Source organism: Psychrobacillus sp. FSL K6-4615, assembly GCF_038008225.1.
Taxonomy (GTDB): Bacteria; Bacillota; Bacilli; order Bacillales_A; family Planococcaceae; genus Psychrobacillus; species Psychrobacillus psychrotolerans.
This window is the reverse complement of the sequence record NZ_JBBOYQ010000001.1, coordinates 2,911,702-2,928,459: the sequence shown is the minus strand read 5'-3', so window position 1 is coordinate 2,928,459 and position 16,758 is coordinate 2,911,702. Positions and strand designations below refer to the sequence as shown.

At 36.0% G+C, this 16,758-nt stretch carries 19 protein-coding genes; 14 read left to right on the top strand and 5 right to left on the bottom strand.

Features of this window, described 5'->3' with window-relative positions; translation table 11 throughout:
* Positions 1–37: 37 nt before the first annotated feature.
* From MKX53_RS14725 to MKX53_RS14715, 3 genes are all read right to left on the bottom strand, one after another.
* Positions 38–1,846, bottom strand: a complete 1,809-nt coding sequence (locus MKX53_RS14725; protein WP_340912187.1) for a sulfatase-like hydrolase/transferase — start codon at positions 1,844–1,846, stop codon at positions 38–40.
* A 186-nt stretch (positions 1,847–2,032) separates the two neighbouring features.
* The gene (locus MKX53_RS14720; RefSeq protein ID WP_340912186.1) at positions 2,033–2,776 is read right to left on the bottom strand and encodes a GTP pyrophosphokinase; all 744 of its coding nucleotides are present in this window, start codon (positions 2,774–2,776) and stop codon (positions 2,033–2,035) included.
* Between the two features lie 124 nt (positions 2,777–2,900).
* Entirely contained in the window at positions 2,901–3,155 is a 255-nt protein-coding gene (locus tag MKX53_RS14715; protein WP_340764545.1) for a phospholipase, read from the bottom strand.
* Positions 3,156–3,514: 359 nt separating this feature from the next.
* Here MKX53_RS14715 and MKX53_RS14710 point away from each other — a divergent pair, with 359 nt between their 5' ends.
* The 11 genes from MKX53_RS14710 (at position 3,515) to MKX53_RS14660 (ending at position 10,590) form a co-directional block, all read left to right on the top strand.
* Positions 3,515–4,513, top strand: coding sequence for a glutathione S-transferase family protein (locus MKX53_RS14710; protein WP_340912185.1), 999 nt, complete (start codon positions 3,515–3,517; stop codon positions 4,511–4,513).
* Positions 4,514–4,526: 13 nt separating this feature from the next.
* A complete protein-coding gene (locus MKX53_RS14705; protein WP_340770171.1) occupies positions 4,527–5,030 on the top strand; it encodes a GNAT family N-acetyltransferase in 504 nt (167 codons plus the stop codon).
* Positions 5,031–5,228: 198 nt separating this feature from the next.
* Positions 5,229–5,621 carry a DUF4870 domain-containing protein gene (locus MKX53_RS14700; RefSeq protein ID WP_340912183.1) on the top strand — a complete coding sequence of 131 codons (393 nt, stop codon included), beginning with the start codon at positions 5,229–5,231 and terminating at the stop codon, positions 5,619–5,621.
* Positions 5,622–5,763: 142 nt separating this feature from the next.
* Complete coding sequence (locus MKX53_RS14695; protein WP_340912180.1) at positions 5,764–6,291, top strand: GGDEF domain-containing protein; 528 nt, start codon at positions 5,764–5,766, stop codon at positions 6,289–6,291.
* Positions 6,292–6,386: 95 nt separating this feature from the next.
* The gene (locus MKX53_RS14690; protein ID WP_340912179.1) at positions 6,387–7,073 is read left to right on the top strand and encodes a YwaF family protein; all 687 of its coding nucleotides are present in this window, start codon (positions 6,387–6,389) and stop codon (positions 7,071–7,073) included.
* Positions 7,074–7,086: 13 nt separating this feature from the next.
* Positions 7,087–7,863 (top strand): methyltransferase domain-containing protein, encoded by a 777-nt coding sequence (locus tag MKX53_RS14685; protein ID WP_340912177.1) that lies wholly within the window; start codon positions 7,087–7,089, stop codon positions 7,861–7,863.
* A 60-nt stretch (positions 7,864–7,923) separates the two neighbouring features.
* Positions 7,924–8,409, top strand: coding sequence for a hypothetical protein (locus tag MKX53_RS14680; RefSeq protein WP_093538099.1), 486 nt, complete (start codon positions 7,924–7,926; stop codon positions 8,407–8,409).
* 248 nt (positions 8,410–8,657) lie between these two features.
* The gene (locus MKX53_RS14675; RefSeq protein WP_445678284.1) at positions 8,658–9,107 is read left to right on the top strand and encodes a GNAT family N-acetyltransferase; all 450 of its coding nucleotides are present in this window, start codon (positions 8,658–8,660) and stop codon (positions 9,105–9,107) included.
* Positions 9,108–9,151: 44 nt separating this feature from the next.
* Positions 9,152–9,634, top strand: a complete 483-nt coding sequence (locus tag MKX53_RS14670) for a hypothetical protein (RefSeq protein ID WP_340912174.1) — start codon at positions 9,152–9,154, stop codon at positions 9,632–9,634.
* Between the two features lie 96 nt (positions 9,635–9,730).
* The gene (locus tag MKX53_RS14665) at positions 9,731–9,997 is read left to right on the top strand and encodes a hypothetical protein (protein ID WP_340912172.1); all 267 of its coding nucleotides are present in this window, start codon (positions 9,731–9,733) and stop codon (positions 9,995–9,997) included.
* Between the two features lie 122 nt (positions 9,998–10,119).
* Complete coding sequence (locus tag MKX53_RS14660; protein ID WP_340912171.1) at positions 10,120–10,590, top strand: NUDIX hydrolase; 471 nt, start codon at positions 10,120–10,122, stop codon at positions 10,588–10,590.
* A 109-nt stretch (positions 10,591–10,699) separates the two neighbouring features.
* On the opposite strand, the gene MKX53_RS14655 is transcribed toward MKX53_RS14660, so the two are convergent.
* Both MKX53_RS14655 and MKX53_RS14650 read right to left on the bottom strand, forming a co-directional pair.
* Positions 10,700–12,154: a phospholipase D family protein gene (locus MKX53_RS14655; RefSeq protein WP_340912168.1), complete on the bottom strand. Its 1,455-nt coding sequence runs from the start codon at positions 12,152–12,154 to the stop codon at positions 10,700–10,702.
* A gap of 182 nt (positions 12,155–12,336) precedes the next feature.
* Positions 12,337–12,849 carry a helix-turn-helix domain-containing protein gene (locus tag MKX53_RS14650; RefSeq protein WP_340770155.1) on the bottom strand — a complete coding sequence of 171 codons (513 nt, stop codon included), beginning with the start codon at positions 12,847–12,849 and terminating at the stop codon, positions 12,337–12,339.
* A 167-nt stretch (positions 12,850–13,016) separates the two neighbouring features.
* Between MKX53_RS14650 and MKX53_RS14645 the strand changes: the two genes are divergently transcribed.
* From MKX53_RS14645 to MKX53_RS14635, 3 genes are all read left to right on the top strand, one after another.
* Complete coding sequence (locus tag MKX53_RS14645) at positions 13,017–14,357, top strand: MFS transporter (RefSeq protein ID WP_093538105.1); 1,341 nt, start codon at positions 13,017–13,019, stop codon at positions 14,355–14,357.
* A 63-nt stretch (positions 14,358–14,420) separates the two neighbouring features.
* Positions 14,421–15,404, top strand: a complete 984-nt coding sequence (locus MKX53_RS14640) for an ornithine cyclodeaminase family protein (RefSeq protein WP_340912164.1) — start codon at positions 14,421–14,423, stop codon at positions 15,402–15,404.
* A gap of 185 nt (positions 15,405–15,589) precedes the next feature.
* A complete protein-coding gene (locus MKX53_RS14635; RefSeq protein WP_340912163.1) occupies positions 15,590–16,567 on the top strand; it encodes a ring-cleaving dioxygenase in 978 nt (325 codons plus the stop codon).
* Positions 16,568–16,758: the final 191 nt, after the last annotated feature.

Genomic DNA, 16,758 nt, shown 5'->3' with positions numbered 1-16,758 from the left:
TTTTTATACTAAGTATAAGTGATTTAATGAGATCTCCCTAGCTCTCACAAGTTGGCATACCTGGAACCGTGCCACTTGTCGGAGATAATCTTTTTTGCTTGGATTGTTCTTGGAGAATACTTATTAATACTTTTTGAATTAGTTTGGATTCGGGAGTTTCATTCAAATGAAATGCAAGATTACATTCTTCCGTTGGATCTCTAGTGACATTATATAATTCATATTCATCGTCGACTGGAGTTTGTTTCGTGGTAGTTATACAAATAGCTACTTCCTTCGTATCTGTAACTGGAGTGGAATCCTCCTGACTTGTCACTTTATCTTCTACACCGGGATTGCTCCAAAACTGTGGATTGTCAAAATAACGGGTAAGCTTCCAGACCTCATCGGTTTTTTCTTTGCCAGTAGGCAATTTCAAAATAATGGTTTCTAGATGGTTTGGCTGAATAACTGATTCATATGGTTTTCCGGTTACAGTAAACTGATTTAATCCTTTTGTCACTTCATCGTCCGTCATAAAGTATATAGGCTCGTTTGCCCGAGGGAAATTGGTTTTTCCATTTATTAACGGGGAGAAATCTCGTCCAACCAATGGGTGCACCTCGCTATGGCTTTTCTTAAGTTCTTTTTGAGCATCGACTGCATTAATATTGGCAAGACCTAAAAGTGTAGGGATAATGTCTAGATGGCTTGTGATTATGTCCGTTTCTCTAGGGACTGAAAATTTTGGGCTATGAATTATTAAAGGAACATGTAAGGATTCTTCATAAGCATTATGCCACTTTTGAAATAGTCCACCATGTGCTCCTACTAAGCTTCCATGATCTGCTGTGAAAATTATTATTGTGTCTTCATAAAAGATGGATGATTGAAGGGCTTGAAATACTTTGTACATTTCATCATCTACCTTCTTTTGTAGAGAATAGTAGAGTTGTCTATAAAGTAGCGAATCGAATGTGGGCTGAAGGGCTTGTTGGTAGATATCACGATAACTTAACTGAACAGAAGGTTTGGTAAGTAGGTTTTCATTTGCTGTAGGTGCTGGTGGAACGAAAGGAAGAGTCGGATCAATCTCAAAATTATAGGAGGGATTGAATCGTGTGAATAGACCAAGCAGGGTAATATCATGTGGGTTCACGAATGAGGATACGATTAACCAAGGTTGATCGTTAGGTGATTTTGCATTTTTTTCGAGTGAATGTATTAAATCTACTACCTCTTTAGCGTAAACTTCATCTCTTCCACTTACTCCGACACCTGCCGAAGATGCAGAATTTCGCGGATTTGATCCATGAGGTTCAGGACCTATCCAACCATCAAAGCCATAATCACTTAATCTATTGGCTTTTTCATAAATTTGCTCTTGCGCACTGTTAGGTACACCAGTTTTTGTATTGTAGCTCGGTAATGCGTCATGCGTACCAGGTATTAGAATATCCTCATCCGATAGATGCCATTTTCCTTTCCAGTACGTTTGATATCCCGCTGTGCGAAAGTATTCCCCTAAAGTAGGCACTGTGCTATGATCTAACCAAAATACATCGGGATCAAATGCACCTTTTGCAACACCAGTCGTTTGTGTCACTCCATGAAGTGACGGATACTGGCCAGTAAAAAGCGTTGCTCTACTTGGTGAACAAGCGGTACTCCCAATATAATGATTTGAAAATGTCATTCCATTTTTGCGTAACAGCTCTTGCGTTTTTAAATTTTTCACTCGCCACTCTTTTATTGCTTCAGTTTCATAAACAGTCGGAAATCTCTCTTCATCTACAATGATAAAAAGAATATTAGGTCTTTTATTGTGATGATGAGAATTTGAAAAGTTCTCATTTGATTTGCTCAATTTAATAACTCCTCCTACTTTATTTTATATATCTGTTTAGTTTATGAAAAAAGGAGCAGGGGATATGGATAGTTAGTCTAGAGAGATGTCCAATTAACGCAAAAAGCTGCAACGACAAATAGTCATTGCAACTCTTATTGAATTATTCTTACTCTTAGTTCTTAGTAATGGCTATCAACTATCGCATTACTTACTTTTCTCCAACATTTCTAAGAAAGCAGGGGCGATTGTTATTTGTTGATTTGAATTACTTATTAACTTAGTCAATTCATCTACTTCGGTTACTTTGTTTTCTTTTTTGATTACTTTTACTTCATTATGCAGTCGTTCCATTTTCTGATCTAATGCAAATGCTGAATCGGCTGCTTCTTTTAACTCGATTAATAACTGTTCCGGTACCGACTGATCATATTTATAAAAGATTTTATGTTCAAGGCTTGCCCAAAAATCCATCGCAATAGTTCGTATTTGCACTTCGACGGTTACAATTTCTTTACCATCGGACATAAAAACAGGTGTTTCCAATAAAACATGTAAACTTTTATAGCCATTACTTTTTGGGTTTTTAATATAATCTTTTACTTCTAATACCTTTATATCACTTTGTTTTTCCAACATACCAAAAACTCGATATATATCAGAGATGAAAGAACAAGTAATACGCATTCCTGCAATGTCTTTCACATTTTCACGGATGCTTTCTACTGAAATACTTTTACCCTTGCGATTAAGTTTTTTTAATATACCTTCTGGAGATTTCAATCTGGAATTCGTATGTTCAATTGGATTATAATCATGGATCATTAAAAATTCTTCTCGAAGAATTTCAATTTTTGTTTCAAGCTCACTCAATGCAAACTTATACAACAGCATCATTCGAGTCATTTTCTTTTTCATCTGTTGAAACTGTTCTACTTGTTCTTTATTCATCTATAAGCGCTCCTTCAATAACTACCTGTAGAAATGATAACAAACTTATCCTTTCTAAACAAACGTATTGCTAAGTAACGATTTTAGGATGAAATATATTTTACAAGTATTTGGATTTAGTTTTTTAGTATCTAGAGTTTCTACAAGTAAAAGCTGTTTGCAATTTCATATAATTATAGAGCGTTCGGGCATGTCTTCCCTTTGGTGTGTGATTATTTACTTTAGGCTGTAGCCGACGGAGAAACTCACGATCACATTCACATCGATTATTTCCTCTTCTATAGCATTCATCGTGTGCTTTACAAGCCGCATCCACATCATTTATAGGAGCACCAGGTCCACTACAACCGGGTCCACACCAATTATAACCAGGGAACACACAAAAACGGGGATTTCCATTTCTTCTATATGCCAAATATATGACCTCCTTATCATTGTTTTCTTTCTTATAGTCTATTCCTAAAATTTGGTATTGTATAAACTATCCGACCCATTCATGGATTGTCCACTAGTAGTCGATAAAAGCAAAAAAAGCTGTTTTTCCAAAACAGCCATCATAGCTAGAATGCTATGATGCTAGGATGTTCATAACACAGATGAGACTTTGAGAATTAAATAATCCGTTTGGATACAATGGTATCTATTTTAAAATTTATTACCTTGACTTCAAGATAATAAATCCATACACTTAACTAAACCAAGTGAAATACTATGTTTAATAGAAAAGGATGATGAGACATGGAAGAGACTAAGAAACAAGGTCCAACTGAAGTGGATGAAAAGGGTAAATTTATTCGTCAAAAAAATCGATTCTCAACAACTTTTGGAAGTGAAGCTGGGGAACTTCCAGTAGAAGCAGGAAAGTATCGTCTACTATGGGCAGCTGTTTGTCCATGGGCACATCGCTCTGTCATTGTGAGAAGTGTACTTGGGTTAGAAGATGTTATTAGCTTAGGAACTGCAAGTCCAATGCGTCCGAATATTGATTGGGTAGATTGGGAGTTTTCCTTAGATAAGAATGGCGTTGACCCCGTTTTAGGTATTAAATATATAAGTGAAGTATATTTACAAGCAGATGCGACATATGAAGGCAGACCCACTGTTCCGGTCATTGTCGATATAGCAGAAAAAAAAGCTGTGAATAATGACTATTTCCGATTAACCAATCATTTAGAGACAGCTTGGAAGCCGTTCCACAAAGAAAATGCACCTGAGTTATATCCAGAGCATTTACGAGAAGAGATTGATGCATTAAGCGATATCATTTTCCATGAAGTGAATAATGGAGTGTATAAATGTGGCTTTGCACGTTCCCAGGAAGCATATGAAGAGGCATACGACGTGTTATTTGCCCGTTTGGACGAACTAGAAAATCGTCTTTCTACGCAACGTTTCTTGTTTGGGGATTATATTACAGACTCAGATGTTCGCCTATATGCGACACTTGTACGCTTCGATGTTGCGTACTATGCGGCTTTCAAAACAAATCGAAACCGCATTGTTGATTTTCCGAATTTATGGGGTTACTTACGTGATTTATACCAAACACCTGGATTTGGTGATACAACAGATTTTGAAGCGATTAAAATACATTATCATTTATCAAACCATATTGCTAGTGACGATCAAAAAGGACCAAATAATATATTACCAAAAGGTCCGGATACGTCTATCTTCAACTCAAAGCATGACCGTGAGGCTTTAAGTGGTAAGGAAGAGAAATTTCTTATTCAATAAGGAGATGAAAAAAATGATTATTCGTAATGCGAAAGAAGAAGAGTTAGTTCATATACGTGAAATGAGATTACATGCATATGAAGAGCATGCACCTAAAATACCGGAGGCCCACTGGAATGCACTTCAACAATCTATTCTATCGGATGCAGATTCCAAACCTGGTATTGAACGAATCGTGGCAGAAATTGATGGAGAAATTGCAGGAAGTGTTGCTTTGTTTGCACCTGATAAACAAATTTATGAAGGTTTACTGGACGAAGTGCTCAATTATCCAGAGTTACGTATGCTAGCTATCTCTCGACAAGCTAGAGGTAAGGGTGTAGCAACAGCACTTATCCATGAATGTATGAAGCGCACAAAAGAAAAAGGTTTTACAGAGATGGGACTGCATACTGCAGATTTTATGGAAAATGCCATAACATTATATACGCACCTAGGCTTTGAACGCTTACCACAATATGATTTTGAACCAGCAAATGACGGGATTATTGTAAAAGCATTTCGAATTAAAGTATAGCTAAGGAAAAAGATTCTCTTTATGTAAAATAAGAGGATCTTTTTTTTACGTTGTTCCGATTATGTAGCTGAATAATGAACATTTTCATATGATGAAAGGATGGAGCCAGTTCTTTCATAAATGTGGTATTTCTAAATCACCAACCATATTATAGACTTCATCGTTTTAACTCTTGATCAAAACAAGGAGGTGATATGTATGAACGAACAGGAAAATAACAGTAAAGAAGAAGCTGCTTCTCCTAAACAAAAGGAAACAGAAATAGGAGTAAATAAAAATAATGCAATTGGTTTAGATGAAAATATTGCTGGAATGCTTTGTTATTTTTTCATCGTCGGACTTATCTTTCTATTTGTAGAGAAGGAAAATCGCTTCATTCGTTTTCATGCATTGCAGTCCGTATTTTTAGGGGTAGCTCTTATTATAATAAGTATGGTCTTGCCTTTTATCCCAATAATCGGTTGGATGCTGAGTATCTGGTTGCCTTTACTTGTCCTTGCACTGGTAGTTTTCTTAATGTACCAGGCTTACAATGGGAAATACTACAAGCTTCCACTTCTTGGTGATATTACTGAAAAACAGTTAAAGTAAGTTAGATATAAAGTTTCCGTAATTAGATGAAACACTAAAATGGGATACCTAGTTCTTTACAGCATAGTCTGTTTTAAGAGCTAGGTGTTTTTGTTTAAAATGAGTGAAAGAAAAAGAGAGTCAAAAGGAGTGATATAAGCTATTGAAAGCTAGTAAATTCATTTCTATATTAGACGATGAAGTGGGTCAGCTGTCAAATCGTCTACAATTGTTAAAGTGCATACCTGATTTAACTCAAGAAGGAATAGAAGATTACCAAGTTGTCTTTTGTATTTTGGAAATTGATCATTTCAAACGTTATATTGATTTTCATGGTCGTAAAGAAGGAGAACATTGTTTACAACAAATTTCAGAGTGTATAAAAGTATTTTTGAATGGACGACAAGGAGAAATAGGACGTCTTAGTGAAGAAAAATTTGTTTGTTTTTTTATGGATATTAGTCGAGATACATTAGGTCCCTTGATGAATAATATGAGGGAGGCTATTGAAAACCTAAACTTAAAGTTTTGTTGTGAGCAGCATTCTTTTCACATTACTAGTAGTGTGGGTGGCGTACATGGTGTAGTGAGGCAATTTAAGGATATGGCAGAAATGCTTGTAATAGCAGAAGAGGAGCTCTATCAAGCAAAATCGACTGGATGTAATAACGTCAAAATAAAATTCAAATGATGAAGGCTGCTCGGGGAATTACACGAGTAGTTTTTTATAGAGGAAATTCAAAAGACTAAGCCGAATATTAATAGAGTAGATAGGGAGGGAAAAGATTGGAATATGCCTTTAAAATGTTTTCTGGAGTACATTTAACTTCCGCTATTACATTATTTATATTAATCTTGCTGTTATTTTTTACTAGAAACAAGTGGTCTCATCAACAACAGAAAATCCAATTAAGGGAACGTTTTTTCGCTCTGACTTTATTTATTATGGATGGTTGTTATTATATGTGGCTTGTTCAAACAGGAAGGTGGGATTGGGGAAACTCATTGCCCCTTGAGCTATGCAGCATTAGTTTAATCGTTACAATGGTTTTACTTTGGACTGGTAACAAGAAGTTCTATCCGTTTGTATTTTTTGCTGGAATTGGAGGAGCTATTCAGGCAGTTGTCACCCCGGTATTAGATATAAATTTTCCTCACTTCAGGTTCTTTCATTTCTTCTATACACATTTTGGAATTATTTTAACTGCCCTTTATTTCACATGGGTGAGAGGTTACCGACCAACTTTTAAAGGGCTTATCCAGACGATGGTTATTTTGAATATATTGCTACCTTTCTTATTCGCTATAAATTTTATAGTAGATGGCAATTATATGTTTTTACAGGAAAAGCCAAAGGGTGGGAGTTTATTGGATTTCCTAGGTCCTTATCCGTGGTATGTATTATCACTGGAATTTGTAGCGTTTGGTGTATTTTACTGTCTATGGCTTTTGTTTAGGAACCGGAGCAAGTAAGGAGAGAGTGTATATGTTAAATAATCCGACCATCTTTTCAGACTGGGTAACACCACATTCCATAGAGTGGTATGAACAACTGTCAGCATTGCAACGTGTTTATAAGTACAATTGGAATTCTACAATAACCATACCAAATGGAGAGTCTGTTTTTGATGAAGAAGTGATGAGGTTGATCAAAAACAAAAAGGTTTTGGATGCTGGTTGTGGGCATGGCGAGTTTACTAAGTATTGTAGTTCATTTGCAAGGCAGATTGTAGGTTTTGATGTTACCGAAAACTTCTTGGAAATCGCGAATGTAAATGAGAAGTCGAATCTATCTTTCCTAGCTGGAAATACAAAACATGGGATGCCTTTCAAAAAAGAGGAGTTTGAATGTGCTTACATACGAAAGGGACCTACCTCGGCATATTCCTCCCTTGCTGAAATAGTTCAAAAGGGAGGAATCATTCTGGGACTTCATCCTGGAGACGACTTCGGCAAAGAACTGCCTCAAATATTCCCAAAGTTATTTGAACAATCCTTGGGTACGCCTTTCTTAGATAAAATAGAATTACAATTAGCGAATAATAAGTACACCACTTCTAAAATTGACTATATAGTAAGTACAGAATATCTTCTTTCACCTTTAGACGTATTAAAATTACGCTGCTTTGGTCAGCAGGCTTCAGTTTATGACAAGCTAAAGGAAGAAGATTTAGAGGAAGTTACTAAAATATTTAATGAAAATAGTACAACGAATGGTCTAGCAGTGACCAATTCCTTCTACATCGTTCGCTTAATTGTTTAAATGGACTGAAACTTTTTTTATGGTAAAAGTGTCCTATATATAAAGGGGAGAATTTACAGCATGAAGTTATTAAAAAAGACGAGCATGGCTATTCTAGTCATGTTAACCGTGATTGTATTGAGCGCATGCGCAGAAAAGGAAACACCAAAAGAAGCAACACCAAAAGAATCAATGTCTGCAGGTGAAAAACTCGTTAATATTATGAATTATGAGCTTTCTACAAAGCTTCTCACTTTGGATGAGGTTGAATGGATTGATGAATCGGATACGGATAGGATTAAGGAATTGGGATTAGATGTAGAGAAAGATCTACCTACGTCATTTGCTGTTAATGGATTTGCAATTTATAACGAAAACATGGAAGAAGTAAGCATAAAACTAGCTGATGATGCAGAACTGTTTTTAGTAAATCAAGAAAATCCATTGGAGCCAAGAGCGGTTGATGAAAAGGAATTTATCACTTATTTATTAGGTGTTAAAGGTCCTTATAATGTAACGGTTAAAGATGATGAAGTAGTGAGAGTCGAAGAAAAGTATATGCCTTAATGAACGAAAACACTTGGATTACTGTAAATAAACAGTAATCCAGGTGATTTTTTTGTTCTAGGATAGTTTTTATCGATTATGAGCTATGGTAAGAGCTTTAAGGTCTAAAGTGGTGATTTTATGGGCTATGTGTGCACTCCTTCGCTTGAGAAATATTATTTATAAAAGAGGAATTAATTGCTAATCGGGAGAATTTAAGAGTAGAAAGCATTATAGAAGGGATTGAAATCTTGTATATATTAAAGAAAATGACACAGACGCAAGCTGAAGATATAGCTAGTAATTGGCATTATAATGATGAATACTCTTTTTATGATATGGATGCAGATGAAGAGGACCGTGTTGAATTCTTAAATCCAAATCAACGTAAGGAGTCTACATTTGCTGTCATGAATGGTCAAGATATTATTGGTTACTTTAGTTTTAATAGAGTAGATAAAGGAACGATTGATATAGGTTTAGGGCTGAAACCAAATTTAACTGGAAATGGAAGAGGAGTGGAGTTCCTAAGAGCAGGCCTAGATTTTGCTAAATTTACGTATAATCCTGACTATATTACATTATCGGTAGCAACCTTTAATCAACGAGCTATAAAAGTATATAAAAAAGTTGGATTTAAGGAAGTGCAGACATTTATGCAGACAACAAATGGAGGTTGTTATGAGTTCCTTAAAATGACTTATCCATGTGTTCGCTAAAAGGAGAGATATTTATAAATATAAAAGTAAGATTAATTTTCGTTATGATATGTTTAATCGTTTTAGTAGGGTGCGCAGAACAACAGTTAATATCAGAGGATAAGATTCGTATTGGAGTTATTGGCGACAATATAGAACAATTTAAGTATTCAAATGTCATTTATGAATCTTTAGAGGTGGAGGAAGTACTCACAAATGACGAATTGAAAACAAAGTATAATTTTCTAATGGTTAGTAATGAACATTTTAACACTGTATCTGGAAGTGATTATATATCTCGTTTTGACAGTATGCAGATGCCTGTTTTATTTGTTGACTCAACAAAAGGGTGGATGCCCTTTATTAGCCCATTAAATTTGCAAATACCTAAACTGTACAGTGAATTTAACACTCTCCCTTTTAAACAATCTATCATTTCTACCTATGAACTTACGGGGGTATTTAGTGGAGTATCAGTTCAATATCCCAATGATGAAAAACTTTCTCAAGAAGAATTTGAAGAACTAGCGACTTATATTTTCAGATAATATAAAAGCTTATGGGCTTGAAAGTATCGACATTGATTTCACAATAGAACTTAAATAAGATAGACGAGAAGAGACACATCGCTAGGAGGTGAGAATTTGGAAGAGACCAATAAGTTCGCTTTGTATTTTTATGCTTATGCAGGTGCATTAGGTCTGGTTCTTTTAATAGTAACTATCATAAAATATTATGAAAGTGTTGAATTTAGTTCTAGTTACCTATTACCTTTCTTTGGATTTATTCTTACATTTTCTTATATAAATTACTTGGAAAGTAGAGCAGGCATTAGTAAAAAGATTATTTGGATCAAATCGATTTCATCAATTATTATGTTGCTGTTAATTTCAAAGGTTTTATTTTATTAATCTAATACCGCACATTCAGTGGTAACTTTTACGGCAATGTATGACTACTAGGGCAGTTTAAAACCGGATGGTATAGATATATTGGTTTCGACAAAACGTTCAACCAGAATAGAGGGGATATTATGGATATATCTTTTAAAACGGCAGAAGGTAGATTTAATTATCGTGTGGGGGGATTGATAGTGCATGATAACAAGCTGCTAATCATGCAAGACCAAGGTCAGCCATACTATTATGTCCCAGGTGGACGTATTAAAATGAACGAAAAAAGCGAAGATGCAGTCAAGCGTGAAATAAAAGAAGAGCTAGGCGTGGAAGTCACTGTAAAGCGAATGCTTTGGGTAAATGAAAATTTTTTCAAAGAGGAAACACTTAATGAACAATTTCATGAAATTTGCTTCTTTTATTTGCTGGAGTTAGAAGATGAAAAACTCCTAAAAAATAATGAATTTGTAGTAGATGAAGAAGGAAAAATACATACATATTATTGGAAAACGCTGAATGAACTTAAACTTATTAATCTGTATCCACAGTTTTTGAGAGAGAAGATAGTTGAGCTGCCTTTGCATATAAAACATATTGTAGTGACTTAAAATAAGTCGTGGTGATACTATAGTTAAGCGAAGTGAGTAATGGAATAATAAAAAACGCTGATTTGATTCAGCGTTTTTATTATGTTGATATTTGGTAGAAATCATCTTGTTAATAGGTAGTTACTTTCGTAAACTTTTGCAATGTATAAATCCATCTTTGCCACCAAGTAAATCCGTCTTGGAACTCTTCCAATTCTACTGTGTACATAGCGTCTTCGTTATTCCAAAGTCGTTCAAAATAAGTTTCCATTTGGATTACTAATTCACTATCATTTGGTGCTACTACTTTTAAATTATTTTCAAGATTATAATCATCTAGCGTTCTTTCCGTGTAATTAGAAGAACCACTAGAAATAATCGTATGCTCGTCCGATTGAATCCAAATTGCTTTTGTATGGTATTGACCAATCACCGTATTATACCATCGTATATTCAGTTTACCTTTTGTATCTTCAACCATTTCCTGTACTACCGGACGATTTGGAAGACCAGATTTTTCCTGGCCAAATGAATTTTCGTTTGGATCGAGAATCATATTAACTTCTACACCTCGATTTGCGGCATCTATTAGTGCATTTACGATATCTCGCTTAGCAACAAAAAACATCCCGAGCCAAATTTTATCGCCTTTTTTGGTTGCTGCTAAGTCTTCGAGTAAAGCATCGAGAATCTTTTTCTCTGTTAAATACTGCACCTGATATTGTCCGTTGGATTCTTTTGTATCTACACGAGGCAGTTTAGGACCACCGGAAAACAAGGAAACGGCTTCTTCTGATTTTAAAATATCATTTAAGATGGGACCGGTAACTTTCAGTGCAATATTACCATGAAACCCACTCGCATCATGCGGGTTAGAAGACGTTACCATTGCTTCTTTTTCCGTAACTACTGCCTTCCGATGGTTTGCTTTCACATTAAGCAAAGTCAAATAGGAAGCAACTGTCATCTTAGGGGCTTCACTTGCCATCGCATTCGCAATCCAGCCCTCGCCTCCAAAGTCAAACCACTGGAAAAAGGTACGATAAATACCCGAATAGACGGGGGTAGAATCGCGCAAAGGATCTAAATCGGTATAAACTATTTCTACACCAGCTTCTCGCATTTTCTTAAACCACTTACTTTCAAAGGACCCGTAGCCCTTGTTTAGAGGATCGGTGATAAATACGATAGGCATATCTGGATGGTCTATCTTTTTTTGGGCTAATGTTGAAGACAATGTATCTGCAATCTTAGGGAAGTCTTCCTTTTCATCGTAATAGCCATCAACCAGGAAAAAATCCACTACGACAAAATCTTCTGCTTCCTCAATCATGTTATAAACTTCTTCAAATATATGATTTTCGTGTACCATGCCAGTCCCTTTTTGGTCCTGTGCATAGGTTAAATCAGTAATCATCTCAACTGAATCTGTATTATGTATGTCCCCTTTAAAAGAAACTCCCTCTGGTAAGGGTTTATATGTATGCCACAGCATGACTGCTATATAAACTACCGCAAACGCACATAGAGAACCGACCACTATTCTTTTTCGTTTACTCCATGGCTTCTTCTTCTTTCTAACCATCTTTCTTCCCCCTACTAATTCTCTTTTCTAGTTCTTTTCCCTTATAACTTGGAATACAAACCACCTTAAAGAAGTCATGTAGCATTGTTTCTTAGGAAAGTGGACACACCTAGATATTCCATTAAATATCAATGAAAAAAGAGACCAATCATATTATGATATGGGCTCTTTTCTGTTGTCTATTATTTAGAAGAAACTACCAAAAACCGGATAGTCTTGTCTGAATAGTTATACCAGTAATGAGGCATATTCGCATCGAACATTATGGATTGTTGTTCCTGTAATTCCCTTTTTGACTCATTTACGACAACAGTTAATGTGCCTTCTAGAACAAATAAAAATTCATGACCTCCGTGAGAAAAGGCATTTCCTTCATTTTCACCTGGCTGGAGAGTTACTAGTATAGGGGCATAGGATGCTTCTTTCATATCACAGGATAAATCCTTGTAATAGAATTGCTGTCTTATTTCTTCTAGTTCTTCTGCGTGTGTGCTATCTGGGAAAAATACGGTTGGATTCACTGTTAATGCGTCTGCTATTTTTTTTAGGGATTCGAGTGTAACGCTCGATTTTCCTCGCTCCACCTGAGATAGGAAACTGATGGAGACATTGGTTTGTTCTGCTAAATCCTTTAAGGTTAGTTTTCGTTCTTTTCGTAATTCCTTTAAAATCTTACCAATTGAATGAGAAGACATCTATTATTCTCCTTAACTATGATGTATATATACATCATACCTTACCTTTTTGATATTCTTCCAATTATTATATTAAAAATAATGTTGACAGAAAATTTAAAACTATTTAGAATGTTAAAAACGGGAGAATTAAAGTGTCACTTCAATTATTAAAGGGGAAATGTGCGATGGATCCAAAGAAAATGAGGAAAGTCTGGATTGCAAGTTTAGTAGGAAGCTCGATTGAATGGTTCGATTATTTCTTGTATGGTACAGTTGCAGCACTTGTATTTAATCAAATATTTTTTGTTACAGAAGATCCATCAGTTGGACTAATACTTGCTTATGCATCATTTGCTCTATCATTCTTCATTCGCCCATTCGGAGGGATTATCTTCAGTCATATTGGAGATAGAATTGGGCGTAAAAAAACTCTAGTAGTTACACTATCACTGATGGGCGTCGCTACTTTTGGAATGGGGTTACTTCCAACCTATCAGGCGATTGGAATTTGGGCACCAATTTTGTTAATCACTTTACGTTTAGTCCAAGGGCTAGGTATTGGTGGAGAATGGGGAGGAGCCCTATTATTAGCGGTTGAATACGCGCCAAAAGAAAAAAGAGGTCTTTACGGATCCATCCCCCAAATGGGTGTAACGATTGGGATGGTAATGGGTACAGTTGCCTTATCTATAATGACTCTACTACCGGAAGAGTCCTTCATGACTTGGGGTTGGCGTATACCATTCTTATTAAGTGCTTTACTAGTAATTTTCGGATTGTGGATTCGTAAGGGAATTGACGAAACGCCTTCATTTAAAAAAGTACAAGAAACTGGAGATATTCCTAAATTACCAATTGTAGATACATTAAGGTATCACTGGCGTGAAGTATTAATAGCAATTGGTGCGAAGGTAGTAGAAACGGCACCATTTTATATATTTGGAACATTTGTTGTTTCCTATGCAACTACGGAACTAGGTTTTTCTAGAACGACGACTTTGAACACCGTAATGGTAGCGACGATTATTACAACTATATTGATTCCTATTATGGGTAGCTTATCCGATAGAATCGGTCGTAAAAAAGTGTATGTAGCTGGTACAATTGGGATGCTATTATTTGCTTTCCCATATTTCTGGATGCTACAACAACAATCAGTTGTTTTACTAGTTGTGGCAACTGTAATCGGTCTAGGTATTATTTGGGCTCCAATTACAGCGGTACTTGGTACTATGTTCTCTGAAATATTTAACGCGAAGGTTCGTTATACTGGAGTTACATTAGGGTACCAAATTGGAGCGGCTTTAGCTGGAGGAACTGCCCCATTGGTAGCGGCGAGCCTGATGTTACAGTTTAACGGTTCTTATGTGCCAGTTGCAGTATATATCATGTTCACGGCAGTAATCTCTTTAATTGCTATTTGGGCAGTAAAAGACCGCAGTCAGGAAAACTTAGATGAGGAAAGTCCGTTAATAAAACCAGGTAGCAAAAGTATTAAAGTTGAAAAAGAATTAAGCAAAGTCTAATAACAAAACTCGTCTTTGCACGTGAGTGAAAAGACGAGTTTTTCATCATTGGAGGGTCACATAATGTTAATAGTGAATGAACAACAAATTATGCGTACATATAATATGAATGAAGCAATAAAAGATGTAGAAGAAGTGTTGAAGGCGAAAGTAGCTGAGAAAATTTCAAACCCGCATCGGACTGTAATCGAATTTCCACAACATGAGGCATCAGCCCTTTACATGCCGAGTGCGGATTTAGTAGAGGAAGTAACTGCTGTTAAAGTAGTAACTATCTATCCAAACAATCCAACTAATGGAAAACCAACGACACAAGGGGTTGTTCTATTATCGGACGCCAAAAATGGGGAGCATGTGGCAATGTTGAACGCTTCTTACTTAACTCGATTACGAACGGGAGCCCTAAGTGCTATTGCTACCAATTATTTAGCTAGAAAAAATGCAAAGGTACTGACGGTTATTGGTACTGGGGCCATGGCTTTTGAACAAACTTTAGGCGTACTAGCAGTTCGAGATATCGATCGAATTATATTATTTAATCGTACTGCAAAAAAAGCACAGCAATTTGGAGAGCAGTTAAAAGATTTTGGTATAGAAGTTCCTTTTGAAATAGCAGAAGACGTATCTGTAGCAGTTCGTCAGGCACATATCATTTGCTGTGCAACTCGTTCAGTCGAACCTGTATTTAATGGGAATGACTTACAACCAGGCACACATATTAATGGTGTAGGTTCTTATTTACCACATATGTTGGAGCTAGATGTAACAACTATAAAACGTGCTTCTAAAGTAGTTGTGGATGATTTGGCAGGAGTGAAGGATGAAGCTGGTGAACTGATACATGCTGAGAGTATTGGGGAGTGGTCATTTAATGATGTGCACGGAGAAATAGGACAGCTTGTTGCACGACAAGTAAATGGTCGAGAAGAGGAAGATGAAATTACTATATTCAAATCTGTAGGAGCGGCCTATTTTGATTTGGCTGTAGCTAAAGGCGCCTATATAAAAGCCAAAGAAAAAAACATTGGAACACATATAGAAGTTTGATGAACAAGCTAAAACTGTCTCCACTATGGGACAGTTTTTTTATTGGAAGAAAAATTAACTCTATGAGAGGTTTTATTTTATAAATCTGTGGAAGGATAGCATTATTGACAGGTTTTAATATCCATGATAAAATTACTTTGAATTAGAGATACTTAAATTAAAGATAAATTATTGGAGGAATATAGATGAATCACTTAAAAGGAATACACCATGTTACTGCTATTACAAGTAGTGCAGAAGAAAACTATAGATTTTTCACTTATGTATTAGGCATGAGACTCGTTAAGAAAACAGTCAACCAAGATGATATTCAAACTTATCATTTGTTTTTTGCAGATGATGTTGGTGGGGCAGGAACGGATATGACGTTCTTCGATTTTCCAAACATACCTAAAGGGACACACGGTACGAACGAAATATATCGTACTGGCTTCCGCGTGCCTACTGATGCTGCGTTAGATTACTGGGTAAAACGTTTTGACCGCCTAGATGTAAAACATACTGGCATACAAGAGCAATTCGGAACTCAGGTGTTATCATTTGTAGATTTTGATGACCAACAATATCAACTAGTATCAGATGAAAACAATAATGGTGTAGCAGCAGGCACACCATGGCAAAAAGGTCCCATCCCACTAGAATTTGCTATAACTGGTCTAGGACCGATTACTATACGCATTGCTGAATTTGACTACATGAAAGAAGTGCTTGAAAAGGTATTATTATTTAAAGAGATTGGGCAAAACGGGTCATTCCACTTATTTGAAGTAGGTGAGGGTGGTAATGGTGCACAGGTTATTATAGAAAAAAACGTCATACTTCCTCCAGGTCGTCAAGGTTTCGGAACTGTTCATCATGCAGCCTTCCGAGTGGAAGATCGAGCAGTATTAGATGAATGGACACAACGGATGGAAAGCTTTGGCTTCAAAACATCTGGATTTGTTGATCGATTCTTTTTTCAATCCTTGTATTCAAGAGTTGCAAACGGCATTCTGTTTGAATTTGCCACAGATGGTCCAGGATTTATGGGGGACGAATCATATGAAACACTTGGGGAAAAATTGTCATTACCTCCATTCCTAGAACCACAGCGCGAACAAATTGAAGGACTAGTTCGTCCAATCGATACAGTTCGAAGCACAATCGAATTTGTAAAAGAATAAAAATAGAGTAAACCGTTTCCTAAAAGGGAGGCGGTTTTTTTATATGGCTGCATTAATAGTTGAGAGTAAAAAAATGCTTCTAGGAATAGTATCCGCTTAGTGAGTAAACGAGCGATGAGCCAAGTAAATTCAGTTTAACAGTGAGTAAAAACTTACTTATAAAGCTATCTGAACTATGTAGTAGATTCATT

Bases quoted from the DNA above. Each gene is read 5' to 3' on its own strand.
- MKX53_RS14710 (WP_340912185.1), top strand. From the start codon at position 3,515: ATGGAAGAGACTAAGAAACAAGGTCCAACTGAAGTGGATGAAAAGGGT.
- MKX53_RS14670 (WP_340912174.1), top strand. From the start codon at position 9,152: ATGATATGTTTAATCGTTTTAGTAGGGTGCGCAGAACAACAGTTAATA.
- MKX53_RS14635 (WP_340912163.1), top strand. From the start codon at position 15,590: ATGAATCACTTAAAAGGAATACACCATGTTACTGCTATTACAAGTAGT.
- MKX53_RS14640 (WP_340912164.1), top strand. From the start codon at position 14,421: ATGTTAATAGTGAATGAACAACAAATTATGCGTACATATAATATGAAT.
- MKX53_RS14720 (WP_340912186.1), bottom strand. From the start codon at position 2,776: ATGAATAAAGAACAAGTAGAACAGTTTCAACAGATGAAAAAGAAAATG.
- MKX53_RS14645 (WP_093538105.1), top strand. From the start codon at position 13,017: ATGGATCCAAAGAAAATGAGGAAAGTCTGGATTGCAAGTTTAGTAGGA.
- MKX53_RS14705 (WP_340770171.1), top strand. From the start codon at position 4,527: ATGATTATTCGTAATGCGAAAGAAGAAGAGTTAGTTCATATACGTGAA.
- MKX53_RS14650 (WP_340770155.1), bottom strand. From the start codon at position 12,849: ATGTCTTCTCATTCAATTGGTAAGATTTTAAAGGAATTACGAAAAGAA.
- MKX53_RS14700 (WP_340912183.1), top strand. From the start codon at position 5,229: ATGAACGAACAGGAAAATAACAGTAAAGAAGAAGCTGCTTCTCCTAAA.
- MKX53_RS14685 (WP_340912177.1), top strand. From the start codon at position 7,087: ATGTTAAATAATCCGACCATCTTTTCAGACTGGGTAACACCACATTCC.
- MKX53_RS14660 (WP_340912171.1), top strand. From the start codon at position 10,120: ATGGATATATCTTTTAAAACGGCAGAAGGTAGATTTAATTATCGTGTG.
- MKX53_RS14675 (WP_445678284.1), top strand. From the start codon at position 8,658: ATGACACAGACGCAAGCTGAAGATATAGCTAGTAATTGGCATTATAAT.
- MKX53_RS14655 (WP_340912168.1), bottom strand. From the start codon at position 12,154: ATGGTTAGAAAGAAGAAGAAGCCATGGAGTAAACGAAAAAGAATAGTG.
- MKX53_RS14680 (WP_093538099.1), top strand. From the start codon at position 7,924: ATGAAGTTATTAAAAAAGACGAGCATGGCTATTCTAGTCATGTTAACC.